Genomic DNA, 20,192 nt, shown 5'->3' on the forward strand with positions numbered 1-20,192 from the left:
ATCGGGCCGGACCCGATCCGCCGGATCAGCCCTGGTGCTTGAGGATGTAGTCGGTCGCGTCGCCGACCGTCTTGAGGTTCTTGACGTCGTCGTCCGGGATCTTGACGTCGAAGCGCTCTTCGGCGGCGACGACGACCTCGACCATGGACAGCGAGTCGACGTCCAGGTCGTCGGTGAAGGACTTGTCCAGCTGGACGTCCTCGACCGGGATGCCGGCGATCTCGTTCACGATGTCGGCGAGACCGGCGACGATCTCTTCCTGGGTGGCGGCCATGTCAGGCGCTCCTTCGTAGTTTTCAGTGTTTCGAGAGGGTGGGGCGGCCCGCCGCGTCAGCGGCAGGTGGTGCGTTTCCCGAGCCGGACCGCATGATCCGGCACGGGTGCCTAGGGGAGGGTAACGACCGTCGCGGCGTACACGAGACCCGCCCCGAAGCCGATGACGAGCGCGGTGTCGCCGCTCTTCGCCTCGCCGGTCGCCAGGAGCCGCTCCATCGCGAGCGGGATCGAGGCGGCCGAGGTGTTGCCGGTGGTGCGCACGTCACGCGCGACCGTGACGTGCTCCGGCAGCTTGAGTGTCTTCACCATCGAGTCGATGATCCGCTCGTTGGCCTGGTGGGGAATGAAGACGTCCAGGTCGTCCGAGCTGATCCCGGCCGCTTCCAGCGCCTGCTGTGCGACCTTCGCCATCTCGAACACGGCCCAGCGGAACACCGCCTGGCCCTCCTGCGTGATCGCGGGGAACTTGACGTTGCCCTCGCTGTCCAGCGGAAGATTCTCGACGTCCCCGATCCGGAACTCGTTCCACGGGACCGTCTGCTTGATCGTGCCGGCCTTGTCGCCCTCGGAGCCCCACACCGTCGGGCCGATGTGCGGCTCCTGGGAGGGACCGACGACGACCGCGCCGGCGCCGTCGCCGAAGAGGAAGGCCGTGGCCCGGTCCTCCAGGTCGGTCAGGTCGGACAGCCGCTCGACACCGATGACGAGGACGTACTCCGCGGAGCCCTCGACGACCATGCCCTTGGCGAGGGTGAGGCCGTAGCCGAAGCCCGCGCAGCCGGCCGAGATGTCGAAGGCGGCGGCCTTGGCCGTGCCCAGCTTGTCGGCGATCTCGGTGGCGACGGCCGGGGTCTGGCTGAAGTGCGAGACGGTCGAGACGACGACCGCGCCGATCTGCTCGGCGGAGATCCCCGCGTCGGCGATCGCCTTGCCGGAGGCCTCGATCGACATGGCGGCGACGGTCTCCTCGTCGTTCGCCCAGTGCCGGGTCTCGATGCCGGAGCGGGAGCGGATCCACTCGTCGGAGGAGTCGATCCTCTCCAGGATGACGTCGTTGGGCACCACCCGGACCGGGCGGTAGCCGCCGACGCCGAGGATGCGCGCGTACGGGGCGCCCTTGCTAGGCCTGATCTTCGACATAGCTCCGGGGCTCCTAGTTCTGGTGCTCGGCGATGAGCGCGCGAGCGGCGTCGAGGTCGTCCGGTGTCTTCAGCGCCACCGTCGCCACACCCGGCAGCGCGCGCTTGGCGAGACCGGTGAGCGTGCCGCCGGGGCACACCTCGACGATCGCGGTCACACCCAGCTCCTTGAAGGTCTCCATGCACAGGTCCCAGCGGACCGGGTTGGCGACCTGACCGACGAGACGGGAGAGCACCTCGGCGCCGGTGGCGACGGCCTGCCCGTCCTTGTTCGAGACGTAGGTGAGCTTCGGGTCCCCGGGGGCGAGTTCCTCGGCGGCCTTGGCGAGGCTGTCCACGGCGGGGGCCATGTGGTGCGTGTGGAAGGCGCCCGCGACCTTGAGGGCCACCACACGGCGGACACCCTCGGGCTTGTCCTCGTGCAGGGCGGCCAGCTGCTCCAGGGTGCCGGCGGCGACGATCTGCCCGGCGCCGTTCACGTTGGCCGGGGTCAGCCCCAGCTTCTTCAGGTGCGGGATCGTCACCTCGGGTTCGCCGCCGAGCAGCGCGGACATGCCGGTCTCGGTGATCGCGGCGGCCTCGGCCATGGCCAGGCCCCGCTTGCGGACGAGGGACAGCGCGGCCGTGTCGTCGAGGACACCGGCGAACGCGGCGGCGGTGATCTCGCCGACGCTGTGCCCGGCGACCGCGCCGGGCGCCACCTCTCCGAGGGCGGCGGCGGACAGCAGTCCGGCCGCCACGAGGAGCGGCTGGGCCACGGCGGTGTCGCGGATCGCGTCGGCGTCGGCCTCGGTGCCGTAGTGGGCGAGGTCCAGCCCGATGGCGTCCGACCACGCGCCGAGGCGGTCGGCGGCGCCGGGGAGGGCGAGCCAAGGAGTCAGGAAGCCGGGCGTCTGGGCGCCCTGGCCGGGAGCGACGAGTACGAGCACTCTCACACTCTCTCTTGAGGGCGGCTCAGGCCGCCCGTGGGGACAGGGACGAAGAACACGAGGGGGTTTTGTAGCCCTCCGACAAAACCCTAGAGCTGCGGATCCCCATCCACCAGACGCCCCAGGATCAGCGCGATCCTCAAGGTGAAGGCCGAGCGCACATCGGAAGGCGACCAGCCGGTGACGTCAGTCACACGTCGAAGCCGGTAGCGCACGGTGTTGGGATGGACGAACAGCATCCGGGCCGCGCCCTCGAGGCTCGAGGCCTGTTCGAGATAGACGCTGAGCGTCTCCAGGAGAGCGGAGCCTGCCTCCTCCAGCGGTCTGTAGATCTCCTCCACCAGTTGTTCGCGCGCGCTGGGATCACCAGCGATCGCGCGCTCCGGAAGCAGATCGTCCGCCAGAACGGGGCGTGGCGCGTCCTGCCACGCCGAACACGCCTTGAGTCCGGCGGCGGCGGCCTGCGCGGACCGGGTCGCGGCCAGCAGGTCGGGCACGATCGGCCCGGCCACCACCGGCCCCGCCGCATACGGGCCGATCAGCGACTTCGCCACCTGCAACGGGTCGTTGTTCCCGCCGGCGATCACCACCAGGCGGTCGCCCAGCACCCCGGTGAGCACCTGGAGCTTGGCGTGCCGGGCGGCGCGCCGGATGGCCTCCACGGTCAGCTCGCTGTCGCCGTCCGGGGCGGTGCCGAGGACCACACAGACATGGTCGGGGGAGTTCCAGCCGAGCGCGGCGGCCCTGCTGACGGCGCCCTCGTCGGCCTCGCCGCTGAGCACCGCGTTCACCACCAGGGACTCCAGCCGGGCGTCCCACGCGCCGCGTGCCTCGGCGGCCTGCGCGTACACCTGCGCGGTGGCGAAGGCGATCTCCCGCGCGTAGACGAGCAGGGCCTCGCGGAGCACGCTCTCGTCGCCGGGGGCGGCGACCTCGTCGATGGCGGACTCCATGACCTCGATGGTCGTGCGCACCATCTCCACGGTCTGCCGGAGCGTGATCGCCCGGGTCAGCTCACGCGGCGCGGTCCCGAACACGTCCGTCGAGATGGCCTGCGGGGCGTCCGGGTGCCGGAACCACTCGGTGAAGGCGGCGATACCGGCCTGGGCGACCAGCCCGATCCACGACCGGTTCTCCGGCGGCATCGCCCGGTACCAGGGCAGCGTCTCGTCCATCCGCGCGATGGCCTGCGCGGCGAGGCTTCCGGACGACTTCTCCAGCCGCCGCAGCGTCGCGGAGTGCGGATGGACGTACGGCGCGGTTGCGGATTTGCTGGTTTCGGGTTCGGGCACGGGACAAGACTGCCTTATCGCCGCGCTCGCTTGCGCTGGAGGGTGCGTGGGCCTGGGTTGCGAGTCTGCCCGGGGCTGCCGCCCCGGACCCCCGCTGTCGGCCTGCGGCGTCGTCCTCGAGCGCCGGACGGGCTGGATGGTGGCGGCCCGGGGCCCGGATGTACCGGCCGGGGCAGAGGGGAGCGGCCGGAGGGATACCGTGGGTCCGTGATGGACCTACGGCGCGCCGCCACGCGCTACCCCGGTGGGGACCCGGAGGCCGGGATCTCCTCGCTGCACGCCTTCTCCTTCGGGGCGCACTACGACCCCGACAACCTGCGGTTCGGCGCGGTGATCGCCTGCAACGAGGAGCGGCTCGAACCGGGCGCCGGGTTCGACGAGCATCCGCACAGCCACACCGAGATCGTCACCTGGGTCGTCGAGGGCGAGCTGACCCACCGGGACACCACGGGCCACGAGACCGTCGTCCGCCCCGGCGACGTCCAGCGGCTCAGCTCGGCCGGCGGCGTCCGGCACGTCGAGCGCAACGACGGCTCCGCGCCGCTGACCTTCGTGCAGATGTGGCTGGCCCCGCTGGACCCGGGCGGCGACCCGGCGTACGAGATCGTGCGCGGCATCGCCGACTCCACCCCGTACGCCGTCCCCGAGGCCGGCGCCATGCTGCACGTCCGGCGGCTGGGCACGGCGGGGGAGCGGACCGAGGTACCGGACGCGGTACGGGCGTACGTGCACGTCGTCCGGGGCGCGGTGCGGCTGGGGCCGCACGAGCTGGGGGCCGGGGACGCGGTGCGGGCCGAGGACGAGAAGGGGCTGGAGCTGATCGCCGTCGCCGCGCCGGCCGAGGTGCTGGTGTGGGAGCTCGGCGGGTGAGGGCCGGTCAGTTCTCGGTGGTCGGCTCCTCCGCGTTGCGCCACACCGTGATGTCCACCGAGACGTAGTCGCTGGGGTCGCCGCTCGGCGCCGAGCCCTGGAAGGTGACCAGCGCCATGTGGCCCGAGTTGGTCCGCACGCACATCTGGGAGCCCTTGGAGACCTGGCCGAGCTTGACGGAGTCCGTGTACCGGGTCTCGCCGCGGCAGGTGGCGAGGGAACCCTTCTGGGAGTTGTTCAGCAGGACGAGCTTGTCGCTGCTGCTGCCCACCTTCTTCTCCTCGAACAGCGGGTCCGAGTAGTAGTAGAAGTCGCCGTCGTCCTCGTACGACACGCCCATCTCGCTGTCGATGGGCTTGGGCGGGGAGTCCGCGAAGCGCACGTAGTAGTTGCCGGGGATGTTGACGCCCTTGAACGTGACCGGCTTCGGGTCCGCCTTCGGCTTGGACGCGGAGTCGCCGCCCGAGCCGGCCGACGCACCGCCGGTCGAGCCGCCGGAGGACTGGCTCGACGAGCCGCTCGACGAATCCGTGAGGCCCTTCACGAGCGACGCGCAGCTGCCGAGAAGGCCCAGTCCGAAGACGGCCGCGACACCGATGCCGATCCACTTGCCGACGTTGCTGCGCGGCGGCGGCACGGGCAGCGGACGGGGAGGCCCCTGCGGATGGCCGTGACCCGGCGGGTACGGCTGCTGCCAGCCGCCCGGCTGCTGGTAGGGCGCATGGTGCCCGGTCGGCACGGTGTGCGGGCCCGAGGGCCCCGGCTGCGGGGCGTACGGCGCCGACGGCGGCCCCACCGGGCCCGGCGGGGGCGGGGTCGTCGGACCGGAGTGCATCGTCGGCGCCGCGTGCATCGTCTGCGCGCCGTGGTCCACGGACGGCGGACTCAGCTGGGTGACCGGGGCGGTGGGCGGTGGCGTCTGGGTCGCCGGGGTCGCCGTCCCGGCCGCCCTGTTCCGCTCCGCCAGCAGCTCCGCCGACGCCGAGACCCGCCGGGTGATGTCGGCGCCGATCGCCTCCGGCAGCCACGAGCCCGACTGCACCAGCGGCGTCGCCGACGCCTCCTGGCAGAGGGCGACGACCTCGGCGGGGGAGGGGCGTTCGGCCGGGTCCTTGGCCAGACAGCGTTCGATGAACCGGAGTTCGTCGGAGAGACCGCCGAGATCGGGTTCCTCGTGGACGATCCGGTACAGCACGGCGTGCGAGGGCCCGTCGCCGTACGCGCCGGAGCCACGGGCGGCGAACGCGGCCACCTGGCCGAGGGCGAACACGTCCGAGGCGGGGGTGACCGGCTTCCCGGCCGCCTGCTCGGGCGACATGAACGCGGGGGTGCCGATGGAGACGCCGGTGCCGGTCAGGGCGGTGGCGTCGGCGGCCCGCGCGATGCCGAAGTCGATGACCCGGGGCCCGTCGGCGGCGAGCAGCACGTTGGAGGGCTTCAGGTCGCGGTGCACGATGCCCGCGCCGTGGATGACCGACAGCGCCTCCGCGACCCCGGCGAGCAGCAGCAGGACCGAGTTCAGCGGCAGCGCGCCGTGCTCGGCGACCGCCGCGTGCAGCGACGGGCCGGGCACGTAGGCGGTGGCCAGCCAGGGCTGCGCGCCCTCGGTGTCGTGGTCGAGGACGGGCGCGGTGTAGAGGCCCTGCACGCGCTGGGCGGCCCGCACCTCCTGCTTGAACCGGCGGCGGAACTCCGGGTCCTCGCTCAGCTCGGGCCGGATCGTCTTCAGCGCGATCGGGTGCCCGCCCGGCGTGTACGACAGGTACACCGTGCCCATACCGCCGGAACCGAGCCGTGCCGCGAGCCGGTAGCTCGCCACGGTCGTCGGGTCACCGGCCTCCAGCGGCCGGAACTGCCCGCCCGCGCGAACCTCGCCCATGGTCTCCCCCGAAAGCTGTGCGCCAGATGTGCACGGGGGAGGCTAGCGGACGGATCGGCGCCGGGGGCCCTCGGAACGGGGCACGCGCCCCATCCGTGGAAGAGTTGTCGCTTCCTTCACCGATCAGACACCGTTCCCGACCTCGGCGAGCACAGCGTCCGTGAACGGAGTCCAGGCCTCGACCGCCCACGGCCCGAACGCCCGGTCCGTCAACGCGACACACGCCAGCCCTGCGGCGGGGTCGATCCACAGGAACGTCCCCGACTGGCCGAAGTGCCCGAAGGTGCGCGGCGACGACGACGTGCCCGTCCAGTGCGGCGACTTGGCGTCCCGGATCTCGAAGCCGAGCCCCCAGTCGTTGGGGTTCTGGTGCCCGTAGCCCGGCAGGACGCCCTTGGTGCCCGGGTACTGCACGGTCATCGCCGCCGCGACCGTGCGCGGGTCCAGCAGCCGGGGCGCCTGCACCTCGGCGGCGAACCGCACCAGGTCCTCGACGGTCGAGACACCGTCCTTCGCGGGGGAGCCGTCGAGCGAGGTGGACGTCATGCCGAGCGGTTCCAGCACCGCCTGCCGCGCGTACTCCGCGAACGGGATCTCGGCCGCCTTCGCCACATGGTCCCCGAGCACCTCGAACCCGGCGTTGGAGTACAGCCGCCGCTCCCCGGGCGGGGCCGTCACCCGGTGCTCGTCGAAGGCCAGCCCGGAGGTGTGCGCCAGCAGGTGCCGCACGGTGGACCCCGCGGGGCCCGCCGCCTCGTCCAGCTCGATCGCCCCCTCCTCGTAGGCGACCAGCACGGCGTACGCGGCGAGCGGCTTGGTGACCGAGGCCAGCGGGAAGCGGTGCCCGAGCGGCCCGTGGGTCCCGAGGACGGTGCCGTCCGCCCGTACGACAGCGGCGGCGGCGGTGGGAACCGGCCAGTTCTCGATCAGCGCGAGGCTCTGCAAGGACATGCCCACGAGCCTAAGCCGCTCACAGATCGAGCTGCATCAAGGGGTCGGGCCGGCGCCGGAAGCCCATCGACGCGTACAGCTCCTGGGCCTCGGCGGAGGCGGTCAGATGGACGTATCCGGCGCCGACCTCGCGGAACCACTCGACGAGGGCCTCCATGCAGGCGCGGGCGTACCCCCGGCGCCGGCAGTCCGGGTCGGTGGCCACGCTGAAGACATGACCGACCGCGCCGCGCGGGTTGCCGGGCTTCCCGATCCGGTAGTCGACCGTCCCCACCACGAGCGCCGCCAGCGCGTCGGGCCGCTGCGGATGGTCGACGACGAAGGCCGCGAACTCCCCTTCGGGACCCGCGAGTCGGCGGCGCAGGAGCGGCAGGGACTCGGTGTGCCAGTCGGTGGGGCCGCCCGCTCCCGGGGGCCCCATCGAGTCGATCATCACCTGGCGCAGCCGGAGCACTTCCGCCGCGTCCTCGGCCGTGGCACGTCGTACGAGACTCATGTCCGCACGCTAGTCACCACGATCACGTCAAGTCCCCGTGTTTTCTCACCTGATTCGCTTGCTTCGAGCGCACTCCAGGGTTTTAGCGTGGTGGTCATGACGGTGATGGAGACCACGAGTACGACGAGAGTCGAGAGTGCCACGGGTGCTGCCGGCACCGACAGTTGCGCCGGTCCGCCGCTCAAGCCGCGCCGGCCGGACGGGCAGGACAGATACACGATCAGCGAGGTGGCCGACCTCACCGGACTGACGGCGCACACCCTGCGCTGGTACGAGCGGATCGGGCTGATGCCGCACATCGACCGCTCCCACACCGGCCAGCGCCGCTACCGCAACCGCGACCTCGACTGGCTCGACCTCGTCGGCAAGCTCCGGCTCACCGGCATGCCGGTCGCCGACATGGTCCGCTACGCCGAGCTGGTGCGCGCGGGCGACCACACCTACACCGAGCGCTTCGACCTGCTCAAGTCGACCCGGGACGACGTCCTGTCCCGGATCGCCGAGCTCCAGGACACCCTGAACGTGCTCGACCGCAAGATCAATTTCTACGCTGACGCCGGGCGGGCCCTGGCCTCGGAGAGGGCTTCATGACGGACGGCACGACGAACGGCAGGATCGCGACGGCACGGCTGGGCGCCGACGGCCCCGAGGTCGGGGTGCAGGGCCTCGGCTGCATGGGCATGAGCTTCGCGTACGGCCCCTCGGACGCGGCGGAGTCCAGGGCCACCCTGGAACGCGCGCTGGAACTGGGCGTCACGCTGTACGACACGGCCCACGCGTACGGCGCCGGGGAGAACGAGAGGTTCCTCTCCCCCTTCTTCAAGGCCCACCGTGACGAGGTCGTCGTCGCCACCAAGTTCGGCCTGGCGATCGACCCCGACAACCCGGCCGGGCGGATCATCCGCAACGACGCCGCCCACATCCGGGAGTCCGTCGAGGGCAGCCTGCGCCGGCTCGACGTCGACGTGATCGACCTCTACTACATGCACCGCCGCGACGTGAACGTCCCCATCGAGGAGACCGTCGGCGTCATGGCCGAGCTGGTCCGCGAGGGCAAGGTCAAGCAGCTGGGCCTGAGCGAGGTCACGGCCGCCGAGCTGCGCACCGCCCACACCGTGCACCCCATCGCCGCCCTCCAGTCGGAGTGGTCGCTCTTCAGCCGGGACATCGAGGCGAACGTGGTCCCCACGGCCCGCGAGCTGGGCGTCACCCTCGTCGCCTACTCCCCGCTCGGCCGCGGCTTCCTCACCGGGTCCTTCGCCAAGGCGGAGGACCTCACGGCCGACGACTTCCGCCGCCAACAGCCCCGCTTCACCGGCGACAACGCCGCCGCCAACGCGGCCCTCCTGGACCCGATCCGCGAGGTCGCCGCCTCCCACGACGCCACCCTCGGCCAAGTAGCCCTGGCCTGGGTCCACCAGCAGTCGGCGATGCACGGCCTCCCGGTCGTCCCGATCCCGGGCACCCGTAAGCCGGGGAGGGTGGAGGAGAACACGGCGGCGACGAGGATCGTCCTGGGCGAGGAGGACATGACCCTCCTGGAACCGATAGCGGCGAAGGTAGCGGGAGACCGCTACGCGGACATGCGCTTCACGTCGGCGGGCAGGGAGTAGCACCGACTTCCCGGGCAGGGAGTAGCACCGACTTCCCGGGCGGGGAGGAGGGCCGACTTCCCGGGCGGGGGTCACGGCAGCTGAGTCAGGGGCGCGGGGCTGTGTCGATGTGCGGCTCCGCCGCGTGGGCGCGACCAGCCACGAAGCACCCGCACACGGCAACGAAGGGATCCCCGAACGGCGCTTCCCGGAGGGCGCGCCGCTAAAGCTCAGCCAGCAACTCCGCCTTCTTCACGCTGAACTCCTCATCCGTCACCAGCCCCGCCTCATGCAACTCCCCCAGATGCCGGATCCGGTCGGCGATGTCGGCCGGATCCCGCCGGGGCCCCGCCTCGACCGGAACAGCCGCACCCCCCGCGGAGCGCACCGCCGCCAACACCGCGGCAGCGAACGGCAACGACTCGTGCACCGGCCCGTACCCCAGCCCGAACACGACCGCGGCCGGATCATGATCCGGCTGGGCCGGCCGCTCCACGGCCCCGTCGCGGCGCAGCAACCGCAGATACCCCTCGAACAGCTCCGGCGAGCGCCATTCGACGCCGGCCAGCGCGCTCACCGGAAAGCTCTGGTCCCCGGCCTTCCACTTCGCCGACGACGCCCCCGTCCAGAACCAGCGGAACGACACCGACCGCCCGTCGAACGAGGCCTTCCCGTCGTACGCCTTGAACTGCAGCGGCACCTCCGGCGCCGCCACCAGGAAGCGGTCGACGGGCCCCGATCCGGTCAGCCGGGCCCGCAGCTCGTCGGCGTAGTACTCCGCGAGTGTCTCCCGTTCGGCCGGCAGCACCAGCCGGTACGGGTCGGAACCCTCCTTGAGCTGGTCCCCCGCAGCTTCCATCAGCGGATCGGCGCCGGGCCGCGGTATGACACGCAGTACGACGGTGCCCCGCTTCCCGGGTGTCAGTGAAACCCCCGCGATCGCCTCCAGGGGGATGCGCCGCTCACCGAGCGCCTGGAAGAGCTTCGGTGTACGAATCCCCCGTTCGAAGCGGATGAGCACGGAGTCGGACTCGAACTCCCAGGCGGCATGAAATCCGGCCAGTACGTCACCCATGCGGGTCATCGTATGCGGGCGGCGCGGGGAAGTCCCGACCGAGGCGAACCGCACTTTTCACCCTCCTCTACGCGCGTCAGGCCGCAACGCTGTCGGACAGACCGGTCAGACACGCGTCGTCGTCCCGTGCGCACCGCACCGACTCGTACGCGCCGATGCCGATCTCGGCGAAGTTGCGGAGGCTCTCCGTGCCCGGCTCGAAGTAGCCGCTGTGCCCCTCGGCGTCGGACGCCGACAGGATGCGCGCCCCGAACTCCGAGGAGACCGGGTCGGCGCCGTGACCGAGCCCGCCGACCTCCAGGTAGGGCACGTCCTGGACCCAGTCGTCGGCGTCCCGCATGGCCCACACCCGGGCCGCGGTCCGCAGCTGGCCGACCGTCTCGGCGCGCATGCCGGGGCTGCCCGCGACCGCGATGTCGGTGACCCGCGACGGCAACGAGCGCGCGGCGACCCCGCACACCACCGAGCCGTAGCTGTGGCACACCAGCGCGACCGTGGAGGCGCCGGGCAGGCCCCGCACCAGCGCGTTCAGCCGGACCGCGCCCTGTTCGGCCCGCAGCGCGGTAGCCGAGTCCAGGCCCAGGCCGTCGGGCGCGGTGTAGTCGGCCCAGGCGATGACGGCCGTACGCGTCCCGCTGCTCGCCCCGCGCTCCGCGTCGTAGAGCGACTCGGCCATGCCGACGGGGGCGGAGTAGCGGCGGTTGGTGCGCTGGAAGTTGATCACGTTGGTGTCGACGCCGGGGACGACGACCGAGATGCGCTCGGCCTTGTCGAGGTCGCCGAAGACCTCGGCGACCCGGCCGTTGCCCTCGGGGTCGAAGGCGAGGATGTGCCGGTTCTTCACGGCCAGCATGTCGAAGCGGTGCATCCGGCGGCCGGCCTCGTGCCGGCCGGTCGCGGAGAGCCGCTTGTCGTGCGTGCGGTCCCGTTCGTGCCGGCTCTGCTGCTTCAGCGCGATGCGGTTGGCCCGGTAACGCAGGTCGACGGGCGCGCCGTTCATGTTGCCGACGGCGAGCGGGTAGCGGTGGGCGAGCCGGCTGCGCTGATGCGCGGTGAGCGAGGCGAAGAAGTCCGCCAGGCGGTGCGGGGGCGATTCGGCGTCCGGCAGTTCACGGCCGCCGAGGTGTCCGCTCTGCCACGCGGAGAGCGACGCCTGGAGCGGCGACTTCTCTCGATGGCTGCGGATCGCGGTCCAGCCGGTGGTCGCCAGCATCACGAAAACCACGGCCAGCGCCAGGAGTGCGCGCCAGACGTTCAGTTGCGGGGAGGAGTCGAAGGAAGTCACTGAAAGGACACACTAAGAGAACGGAAGGGTCTCGCGTTAACCGAGTGAGGGGGATCACGTTTCGATCACGCCCGTTCCGTACGATGGCGCAGAGAACATCCCGATGATGCCGATGTCGGCGAATTTCAGCCAGTGCGCCACTTTTCAGCCAACGAGGGGCGCAGGGCGTCCAGATGCGCGGCGGTCAGCTCGCGCATCGCCTCCATGCTGAGGTCGCCGCCCAGCGCCCACAGCCGCTCGGTCACGCGCATGACACCGGCGAACACGGCCACCGCCACGCGCGGCCGGGGGTCCCTCTCCACGTCGAGACCCTCGCGCTCGGCGATGATCCGCTCGATCTGCCGCCCCACCTCGTCGGCCCGGCGCAGATGCGCGGCCAGCAGCGCGGGCGTCGACTCGACCATGCCGTACGCCCGCAGATGGAGGTCGAGCGGCACGACCTGGCCGACGGCCTCGCCGAAGGCGTCCCAGCCCTCCAGGACGGCGTTGCGCATCGCCTCCAGCGGGGCCTCGTGCGCCGGTCGGGCGCGCACCGCGTCGAGGAAGTGCTCGTGGGTCAGGCTCACGACCGCGAGCGCGGCCTCCTCCTTGCCCGCGAAGTAGCGGAAGAAGGTGCGCTGCGACACATCGACGGCCTCGGCGATGTCGTCGACGGTCGTCGCCTCGTACCCCCGCGTCGTGAACAGTTCCAGGGCCGCCCGCAGCAGCGCGTCATGGGTGCGCCGCTTCTTCCGCTCGCGCAGCCCGGGCCGCTCCTTTGACGTCGTCGCCGCCGTCTCCATGAACCCTCGTTTCCACCCGCCCCTGCGGCGAGTGACGTGACAGTTACCGACTTGTGAATTGGTTTGTCAACTGTCAGTGGCTGTCATTAGCCTCGCGGCATGACTAGTCAGACCACTGTCGACAAGACGGGACCGGGGGACAAGGCGCCAGGCGTCCCGTCGGACCCGACGACGAACCGGGGCCGGGGCCTGCGCGGCCATCCCTGGTTCACCCTCCTCACCGTGGCCGTCGGCGTCATGATGGTCGCCCTCGACGGCACCATCGTGGCGATCGCCAACCCGGCCATCGCCAAGGACCTCGGTGCCACCTGGGCCGATGTCCAGTGGATCACCAACGCGTACTTCCTCGCCCTCGCCGTCACCCTCATCACCGCGGGCAAGCTGGGCGACCGCTTCGGCCACCGGCAGACCTTCCTCATAGGCGTGGTCGGCTTCGCCGCCGCCTCCGGGGCCATCGGCCTGTCGAACTCGGTCGCCTTCGTGGTGACCTTCCGTGTCTTCCAGGGCCTGTTCGGCGCGCTGCTGATGCCGGCCGCGCTCGGCCTGCTGCGCGCCACGTTCCCCGCCGAGAAGCTGAACATGGCGATCGGCATCTGGGGCATGGTCATCGGTGCCTCCACCGCGGGCGGCCCGATCCTCGGCGGCTTCCTGGTGGAGAACGTCAGCTGGCAGTCGGTGTTCTGGATCAACGTCCCCGTCGGCGTCCTCGCCGTGGCCCTGGGCGCCTGGATCCTGCTGGACCACCGCGCCGAGAACGCCCCGCGCTCCTTCGACGTGCTGGGCATCGCCCTGCTCTCCGGAGCCATGTTCTGCCTGGTCTGGGCGCTCATCAAGGCCCCGGAGTGGGGCTGGGGCGACGGCCAGACCTGGACCTTCCTGGTCGTCTCCGTCGTCGGCTTCGTCCTCTTCGCCCTCTGGGAGACGAAGGTGAAGGAGCCGCTCGTCCCGCTGGCCCTCTTCCGTTCCGTACCGCTCTCGGCGGGTGTCGTCCTGATGGTCCTGATGGCCATCGCCTTCATGGGCGGCCTGTTCTTCGTCACGTTCTACCTCCAGAACGTGCACGGCATGAGCCCCATCGACGCGGGTCTGCACCTGCTGCCGCTCACCGGCATGATGATCGTCGGCTCGCCGCTCGCCGGGGCGCTGATCACCAAGGCCGGACCGCGCATCCCGCTGGCCGGCGGCATGGCCCTCACCGCGATCGCGATGTACGGCATGTCGACGCTCGAGACCGACACCGGCAGCGCCGTGATGTCCCTCTGGTTCGCCCTGCTCGGCCTGGGCCTCGCCCCGGTGATGGTCGGCGCCACGGAGGTCATCGTCGGCAACGCGCCCCTGGAGTTGTCCGGTGTCGCCGGCGGCCTCCAGCAGGCCGCGATGCAGATCGGCGGCAGCCTCGGCACGGCCGTGCTGGGCGCGGTGATGACGTCCAAGGTGGACAGCGACTTCGCGGGCAACTGGAAGGACGCGGGGCTCCCGCCGCTCGACGCGGAGCAGCTCGCCCAGGCCAAGCAGGCCGTCCAGCAGGGGGCCGCCCCGGTCGCCCCGGGCACCCCGGCGGAGATCGCCGCGAAGATCACCACGGTCGCGCACGACACCTTCATCTCCGGCATGAGCCTGGCGTCCCTCGTCGCCGCCGGGGTGGCCACGGTCGCCGTCCTCGTGGCGTTCCTGACCAAGCGCGGCGCGAACGCCGAGGCGGGTGCGGGAGCGGCGCACATCTAACAGCCCCGCCGCCGCTTCACGCGCGGGTTTCCGCCCGCGTTCGCCTATCAGGGTGACAAGGCTGATGATCGCTTCCGCCCGGCGCGCGCCGCAGGTCACAGTGGGTCAAGTCCTCCGCACGGCATGGTCGTTCGACCGCGGAGCGACCCGGGGGTCTGCGGCGCGCTGCCGGAGGGGGGCAGCGCGCGCAGACGGCTCCACCAACTCTCCCTGGTTTCAACCACTTCGCTGGGGTACCCGCCACGACGTACTCGAACTGACCGCGAGGTTCAGGGAGTTGTTGACAATGGCGGGTTTCGGACACAGTTCGCGCAGGCACCCTCGCTCACGTGGCCGGACGTGGTCACGATGGGGGTCCCCCCGGCCGAGCGGAGCCGAGGTTGGGGGAGGGCCGGATCGCGCGACCCTCGGGATCATCGGAGTCATCTGCGCGATCGCCGGATTCTTCGTCCTGGGCATCGTCCTGGGACCCGTGGCGGTCCTCTGCGGCTGGCTGGCCATGAACCGCACCTGGTCCGGCGCCCGCCCTGTCCCCGCGATCATCGCGGTCGTTCTGGGTGCGATCGACACGATCCTGGCGATCATCTGGCTGGCGGGTGTGACGGGGCCGGGGGCCGGTCTCGTCTGAGCGTGCGGCCCGGTGGGGCTTCTCGCGCAGTTCCCCGCGCCCCTGAAAAGCAAGGGCTTCGCCCCATGCTTTTCAGGCCCGCAGGGGCCTGACGCTTTTAGGGGCGCGGGGAACTGCGCGAGAAGCCCCACGCACCCGCACTCGCCGACGCACCCCACCCCTACGGTCATCGGCGCTGTTCAGGTACCCCTTCGACGGACTTCAACGACGCCACCTCCGCCCGCAGCAGCCGAACCTCCTCGGCCAGTTCCGCTATCGCGGCCGTCTGCCGCCGCTCCTCCGCGTCGTCCTTCTCGAACCGCGCTATGAACCACGCCGCGATGTTCGCGGTCACCACACCCAGCAGCGCGATCCCGGACAGCATCAGCCCGACCGCCAGCACCCGCCCCAGCCCGGTCGTCGGCGCATGGTCCCCGTACCCCACGGTCGTCATCGTCGTGAACGACCACCACACCGCGTCGTCCAGTGTGTCGATGTTCCCGCCGGGAGCGTCCCGCTCCACGGACAGCACCGCCAGCGACCCGAACATCAGCAGCCCGACGACCGCCCCGCCGACGTACGTCGTGAGCTTTATCTGCGACGCCATCCGCGCCCGCTGCCCGACCAGCAGCAGCGTCGCCACCACCCGCAGCAGCCGCAGCGGCTGGATCATCGGCAGCACCACGGCCGCCAGGTCCAGCCACCGCGACCGGACGAACTCCCACCGCCGCTCGGCGAGCAGGACCCGGACGAGGTAGTCCAGCGCGAAGGCGCCCCACACCCCCCACTCGGCGGCCTCGCACCACCACTGCACCTCGTCGCTCGCGTCCGGCCGGACGATCGGCACGGCGTACGCGACGGCGAACACCAGGGCCAGGCCGAACAGCGGCCGCTGCGTATGCCGTTCCCAACGGAGCTGAGCCGATACCGATCGCTGCTTCATGGCGGCATCGTAGGAAACGTGAAGGGGTGGTGAACCCACCGGTTCACCACCCCTTGACACCCGGTCCGGATGCTAGGCGTCGCCGCCGGCCGCTCCCGGGTCCGCCGCGGCCACGTCGAGCAGCTGGTACCGGTCGATGGCCTGCTTGAGCACCGAGCGGTCGACCTTGCCCTCACGCGCCAGCTCGGTCAGCACCGCGACCACGATCGACTGCGCGTCGATGTGGAAGAAGCGCCGCGCCGCGCCCCGGGTGTCCGCGAAGCCGAAGCCGTCCGCGCCCAGCGACTGGTACGTGCCCGGCACCCAGCGCGAGATCTGGTCCGGCACCGACCGCATCCAGTCGGAGACGGCCACGAACGGCCCCTCGGCGCTGCCGAGCTTCTTCGTCACGTACGGGACCTGCTGCTCCTCCTCGGGGTGCAGCAGGTTGTGCCGCTCCACCTCGACGGCCTCACGGCGCAGCTCGTTCCAGGAGGTCGCGGACCAGACGTCCGCCTTCACGTCCCAGTCGGCGGCGAGGATCGCCTGCGCCTCGACCGCCCACGGCACCGCGACACCGGAGGCGATGATCTGTGCGGGGATCGAGCCCGCCTCACCGGCCTTGTAGCGGTGGATGCCCTTGAGGATGCCCTCGACGTCCACGTCCGCCGGCTCGGCCGGGTGCTGGATCGGCTCGTTGTAGACGGTGAGGTAGTAGAAGACGTCCTCGCTGTCCGGGCCGTACATCCGGCGCAGACCGTCCTTCACGATGTGCGCGATCTCGTACCCGAACGCCGGGTCGTACGCGACGCAGCCCGGGTTGGTGGACGCCAGCAGCTGCGAGTGGCCGTCCGCGTGCTGGAGGCCCTCACCGGTCAGGGTCGTACGGCCGGCGGTGGCGCCCAGAACGAAACCGCGGGCCAGCTGGTCGGACATCTGCCAGAACTGGTCACCGGTGCGCTGGAAACCGAACATCGAGTAGAAGACGTAGACCGGGATGAGCGGTTCGCCGTGGGTGGCGTAGGCCGAGCCGGCGGCGATCAGTGACGCCGTGCAGCCCGCCTCCGAGATGCCGTCGTGCAGCATCTGCCCGGTCGGGGACTCCTTGTACGCGAGCAGCAGATCGCGGTCGACCGCCTCGTACTGCTGGCCGAGCGGGTTGTAGATCTTCGCGCTCGGGAAGAACGAGTCCATACCGAAGGTGCGGTACTCGTCGGGCGCGATCAGCACGAACCGCTTGCCGATCTCCTTGTCCCGCATGAGGTCCTTCAGCAGCCGGACGAACGCCATGGTGGTGGCGATCGACTGCTGACCGGAGCCCTTCTTCACACTCGCGTACGTCTTGTCCTCGGGCAGCGGCAGAGGCTTCGCACGCACGACACGCGTCGGTACGTACCCGCCGAGCCCCTTGCGGCGGTCGTGCATGTACTGGATCTCCTCGGAGTCCCGCCCGGGGTGGTAGTACGGCGGGGCCCCGTCCTCCAACTCCTTGTCGGAGATCGGCAGGTGCAGCCGGTCGCGGAAGCCCTTGAGGTCGGCGACCGTCAGCTTCTTCATCTGGTGCGTGGCGTTGCGGCCCTCGAAGTTCGGGCCCAGCGTCCAGCCCTTGACCGTCTTCGCCAGGATGACCGTCGGCTGGCCCTTGTGCTCGTAGGCCGCCTTGTACGCCGCGTAGATCTTGCGGTGGTCGTGACCGCCGCGGCCCAGGTGCAGGATCTGGTCGTCGGTCATGTTCTCGACCATCGCGCGCAGCCGGTGGTCGTCACCGAAGAAGTGGTCGCGGATGTACGCGCCGGTCTCCGTGGCGTACGTCTGGTACTGGCCGTCCGGCGTGGTGTTCATCCGGTTGACCAGCACACCGTCGCGGTCCTGCGCGAGCAGCGGGTCCCAGGAGCGGTCCCAGACCAGCTTGATCACGTTCCAGCCGGCGCCGCGGAAGACCGACTCCAGCTCCTGGATGACCTTGCCGTTGCCGCGCACCGGGCCGTCGAGGCGCTGGAGGTTGCAGTTGACCACGAAGGTCAGGTTGTCGAGGTGCTCACGCGCGGCGATCGTGAGCTGGCCGAGCGACTCCGGCTCGTCCATCTCGCCGTCGCCGAGGAACGCCCAGACGTGCGACTTGGAGGTGTCCGCGATGCCGCGCGCCTCCATGTACCGGTTCATCCGCGCCTGGAAGATCGCGCCCAGCGGACCGAGGCCCATGGACACCGTCGGGAACTCCCAGAAGTCCGGCATCAGGCGCGGGTGCGGGTAGCTGGACAGCCCGTACGGCGCCTTGGACTTCTCCTGGCGGAACGCGTCCAGCTGCCGCTCGTCGAGCCGGTCGAGCATGAACGCGCGGGCGTAGATGCCCGGGGACGCGTGGCCCTGGAAGAAGATCTGGTCGCCGCCGTCGCCCTCGTCCTTGCCGCGGAAGAAGTGGTTGAAGCCGACGTCGTAGAGGGAGGCGGAGGACGCGAAGGTCGCGATGTGACCGCCGACGCCGATCCCGGGCCGCTGGGCGCGCGAGACCATCACGGCCGCGTTCCAGCGGGTCGCGTTGAGGATCTTCCGCTCGATCTCCTCGTTGCCGGGGAAGAACGGCTCGGCCTTGGTCGGGATGGTGTTGACGTAGTCCGTGCTGCGCATCTCGGGCACGGCCACGCGCTTCTCGCGGGCCCGCTCGATGAGCCGGAGCATCAGGTAGCGCGCGCGCTCACGGCCGCGCTCGTCCACGGCGGCGTCGAGCGAGTCGAGCCACTCCTGGGTCTCCTCGGGATCGAAGTCAGGGACCTGACTCGGAAGGCCGCCAATGATGATCGGATTGCGATCGGATCCGGAAGCCACGCTGTTCCTTAGCTGTCAGAGGGCCGCTCTTCAAGGGTTCTTCTGGGGGTTTCGCAGGGGTTCTTCTGGGGGTTCTCTAGGTGCCTGCACCGCCCCCCATCGTGTACCTCGGGGACGCAAACGTCATCTCTACCGAGAGGTAACCAAGGCGCTTACTGGCTCGACAAAGGTAGTAAAGGTATTCGATGCTCGTACCCCCGGATGGTTGCCGAATGCACAAAACGGGCAGAACGGTGTGGCGTGCGTCACGTGAGGCTGTGAATCCGCGTAGAGAGTTGCGGTGACACGGCCCGGATCGTCACCGTTTCGGCGGTCTCGAAGGCTGGGTACTTGCGCGATCCGTCCCGCCCGTGTGGACTACGGCCAATGCTTCGCGCACGCGCGTGGCTGATTCCCCAGGGGGCGACCCCACCCGAACATGATCAGGAGGCAACCCGTGAGCGCGACCGCGGACCACGCGGAGGAGCGGACGAACCCTGCCGCAAGGCTGGGGTTCCAGCCCGAGCAGGTGGTCCAGGAGATCGGCTACGACGACGATGTCGACCAGGAGCTCCGCGAGTCCATCGAGGAAGTCGTAGGCAGTGAGCTCGTCGACGAGGACTACGACGACGTGGCCGATGCCGTCGTGCTGTGGTTCCGAGACGACGACGGCGACCTGACGGATGTGCTGGTGGACGCCACCACGTACATCGAGGAAGGTGGCTCGATCCTGCTGCTGACGCCCAAGACCGGGCGCGACGGCTATGTGGAGCCCAGCGACATTTCGGAGGCCGCGACGACTGCGGGGTTGTCCGCGTCGAAGAGTGTCAGCGTGGGCAAGGACTGGAGCGGCAGCCGGCTCGTGACGCCGAAGGCGGCGAAGTCCGGCAAGAGGTGACGTGACGCTGCCGCTGAGGTTCGGCAGGTTCGCCTGATAGCTCGGTGGGTTCTGCGCGACGGCGACCGCAGGTTCGTCGTGGCTTGTCGCGCAGTTCCCCGCGCCCCTCGAAGGTGCCCCTGCGGGGCCCTTCGAGGGGCGTCGTTTTAGGCTGGGTCACCCGAACAGTCCATGAAGGGACTCAGGTAGAAACATGTCGATCCAGGTCGGTGACAAGGCGCCCGACTTCGAACTCAGGGACAACCACGGCGCCACGGTGCGGCTGTCGGACTTCCGGGGCGAGAAGAACGTGGTGGTGCTCTTCTACCCGTTCGCGTTCACCGGGGTGTGCACGGGCGAGCTGTGCGAGCTGCGGGACAACCTGCCGAAGTTCGTCAACGACGAGGTGCAGCTGCTGGCCGTGTCGAACGACTCGATCCACACGCTGCGGGTCTTTGCCGAGCAGGAGGGTCTGGAGTACCCGCTGCTGTCGGACTTCTGGCCGCACGGCGAGGTCTCCCGGGCCTACGGCGTCTTCGACGCGGACAAGGGCTGCGCGGTGCGCGGCACGTTCATCGTCGACAAGGAGGGCCTCGTCCGCTGGTCGGTCGTCAACGCCCTCCCCGACGCCCGCGACCTGAACGAGTACCTCGCGGCCCTCGACACCCTGTGATTCTTCGGTTCCACACC

General features: G+C 70.6%; 19 protein-coding genes. 7 read left to right on the plus strand and 12 right to left on the minus strand.

Translation table 11 applies throughout. From position 1 onward, the window contains the following. Positions 1-25 precede the first annotated feature (25 nt). From HW837_RS25715 to fasR, 4 genes are all read right to left on the minus strand, one after another. Positions 26-274, minus strand: coding sequence for an acyl carrier protein (locus HW837_RS25715; protein WP_045557916.1), 249 nt, complete (start codon positions 272-274; stop codon positions 26-28). A gap of 110 nt (positions 275-384) precedes the next feature. Continuing rightward, on the minus strand, positions 385-1,416 hold the full coding sequence (locus tag HW837_RS25720) for a ketoacyl-ACP synthase III (RefSeq protein ID WP_045557917.1): 1,032 nt from the start codon (positions 1,414-1,416) through the stop codon (positions 385-387). Between the two features lie 13 nt (positions 1,417-1,429). Continuing rightward, positions 1,430-2,344 (minus strand): ACP S-malonyltransferase, encoded by a 915-nt coding sequence (locus tag HW837_RS25725; protein ID WP_045557918.1) that lies wholly within the window; start codon positions 2,342-2,344, stop codon positions 1,430-1,432. 89 nt (positions 2,345-2,433) lie between these two features. Beyond that, a complete protein-coding gene (gene fasR / locus HW837_RS25730) occupies positions 2,434-3,636 on the minus strand; it encodes a fatty acid biosynthesis transcriptional regulator FasR (protein WP_045557919.1) in 1,203 nt (400 codons plus the stop codon). A 210-nt stretch (positions 3,637-3,846) separates the two neighbouring features. Between fasR and HW837_RS25735 the strand changes: the two genes are divergently transcribed. Further along, positions 3,847-4,506 carry a pirin family protein gene (locus tag HW837_RS25735; RefSeq protein ID WP_193382456.1) on the plus strand — a complete coding sequence of 220 codons (660 nt, stop codon included), beginning with the start codon at positions 3,847-3,849 and terminating at the stop codon, positions 4,504-4,506. A gap of 7 nt (positions 4,507-4,513) precedes the next feature. Here HW837_RS25735 and HW837_RS25740 read toward each other — a convergent pair whose 3' ends face one another. The 3 genes from HW837_RS25740 to HW837_RS25750 form a co-directional block, all read right to left on the minus strand. Beyond that, entirely contained in the window at positions 4,514-6,385 is a 1,872-nt protein-coding gene (locus HW837_RS25740; RefSeq protein WP_045557921.1) for a serine/threonine-protein kinase, read from the minus strand. 123 nt (positions 6,386-6,508) lie between these two features. Continuing rightward, the gene (locus HW837_RS25745; protein WP_045558054.1) at positions 6,509-7,336 is read right to left on the minus strand and encodes a serine hydrolase domain-containing protein; all 828 of its coding nucleotides are present in this window, start codon (positions 7,334-7,336) and stop codon (positions 6,509-6,511) included. A gap of 19 nt (positions 7,337-7,355) precedes the next feature. Next, positions 7,356-7,832 (minus strand): GNAT family N-acetyltransferase, encoded by a 477-nt coding sequence (locus HW837_RS25750; RefSeq protein ID WP_045557922.1) that lies wholly within the window; start codon positions 7,830-7,832, stop codon positions 7,356-7,358. A 96-nt stretch (positions 7,833-7,928) separates the two neighbouring features. On the opposite strand from HW837_RS25750, the gene HW837_RS25755 reads away from it, so the two are divergent. Both HW837_RS25755 and HW837_RS25760 read left to right on the plus strand, forming a co-directional pair. Beyond that, on the plus strand, positions 7,929-8,423 hold the full coding sequence (locus HW837_RS25755; protein WP_045558055.1) for a MerR family transcriptional regulator: 495 nt from the start codon (positions 7,929-7,931) through the stop codon (positions 8,421-8,423). Continuing rightward, the gene (locus HW837_RS25760) at positions 8,420-9,445 is read left to right on the plus strand and encodes an aldo/keto reductase (protein ID WP_093789234.1); all 1,026 of its coding nucleotides are present in this window, start codon (positions 8,420-8,422) and stop codon (positions 9,443-9,445) included. Before HW837_RS25755 ends, HW837_RS25760 begins: the two co-directional genes overlap by 4 nt. Before the next feature lie 202 nt (positions 9,446-9,647). Here HW837_RS25760 and HW837_RS25765 read toward each other — a convergent pair whose 3' ends face one another. From HW837_RS25765 to HW837_RS25775, 3 genes are all read right to left on the minus strand, one after another. After that, positions 9,648-10,499 (minus strand): DUF4429 domain-containing protein, encoded by an 852-nt coding sequence (locus HW837_RS25765; RefSeq protein ID WP_045557924.1) that lies wholly within the window; start codon positions 10,497-10,499, stop codon positions 9,648-9,650. 76 nt (positions 10,500-10,575) lie between these two features. After that, entirely contained in the window at positions 10,576-11,784 is a 1,209-nt protein-coding gene (locus HW837_RS25770; RefSeq protein WP_193380027.1) for an alpha/beta hydrolase, read from the minus strand. A 125-nt stretch (positions 11,785-11,909) separates the two neighbouring features. Continuing rightward, a complete protein-coding gene (locus HW837_RS25775; RefSeq protein ID WP_093789237.1) occupies positions 11,910-12,566 on the minus strand; it encodes a TetR/AcrR family transcriptional regulator in 657 nt (218 codons plus the stop codon). Between the two features lie 99 nt (positions 12,567-12,665). Here HW837_RS25775 and HW837_RS25780 point away from each other — a divergent pair, with 99 nt between their 5' ends. After that, complete coding sequence (locus HW837_RS25780; RefSeq protein ID WP_045557927.1) at positions 12,666-14,291, plus strand: MFS transporter; 1,626 nt, start codon at positions 12,666-12,668, stop codon at positions 14,289-14,291. Between the two features lie 286 nt (positions 14,292-14,577). Continuing rightward, on the plus strand, positions 14,578-14,919 hold the full coding sequence (locus tag HW837_RS25785) for a hypothetical protein (protein ID WP_045557928.1): 342 nt from the start codon (positions 14,578-14,580) through the stop codon (positions 14,917-14,919). Between the two features lie 166 nt (positions 14,920-15,085). Here the strand turns inward: HW837_RS25785 and HW837_RS25790 are convergent, their stop codons facing one another. Together HW837_RS25790 and aceE are read right to left on the minus strand one after the other, a co-directional pair. Next, positions 15,086-15,841 (minus strand): potassium channel family protein, encoded by a 756-nt coding sequence (locus HW837_RS25790; protein ID WP_045557929.1) that lies wholly within the window; start codon positions 15,839-15,841, stop codon positions 15,086-15,088. Between the two features lie 72 nt (positions 15,842-15,913). Next, complete coding sequence (aceE, locus tag HW837_RS25795; RefSeq protein ID WP_045557930.1) at positions 15,914-18,646, minus strand: pyruvate dehydrogenase (acetyl-transferring), homodimeric type; 2,733 nt, start codon at positions 18,644-18,646, stop codon at positions 15,914-15,916. Between the two features lie 436 nt (positions 18,647-19,082). Here aceE and HW837_RS25800 point away from each other — a divergent pair, with 436 nt between their 5' ends. Then, positions 19,083-19,523: a DUF3052 domain-containing protein gene (locus HW837_RS25800; RefSeq protein ID WP_033527287.1), complete on the plus strand. Its 441-nt coding sequence runs from the start codon at positions 19,083-19,085 to the stop codon at positions 19,521-19,523. A 193-nt stretch (positions 19,524-19,716) separates the two neighbouring features. Then, a complete protein-coding gene (locus HW837_RS25805) occupies positions 19,717-20,175 on the plus strand; it encodes a peroxiredoxin (RefSeq protein ID WP_045557931.1) in 459 nt (152 codons plus the stop codon). Positions 20,176-20,192 lie beyond the last annotated feature (17 nt).

It is taken from the genome of Streptomyces caniscabiei, assembly GCF_014930365.1.
Classification (GTDB): domain Bacteria; phylum Actinomycetota; class Actinomycetes; order Streptomycetales; family Streptomycetaceae; genus Streptomyces; species Streptomyces caniscabiei.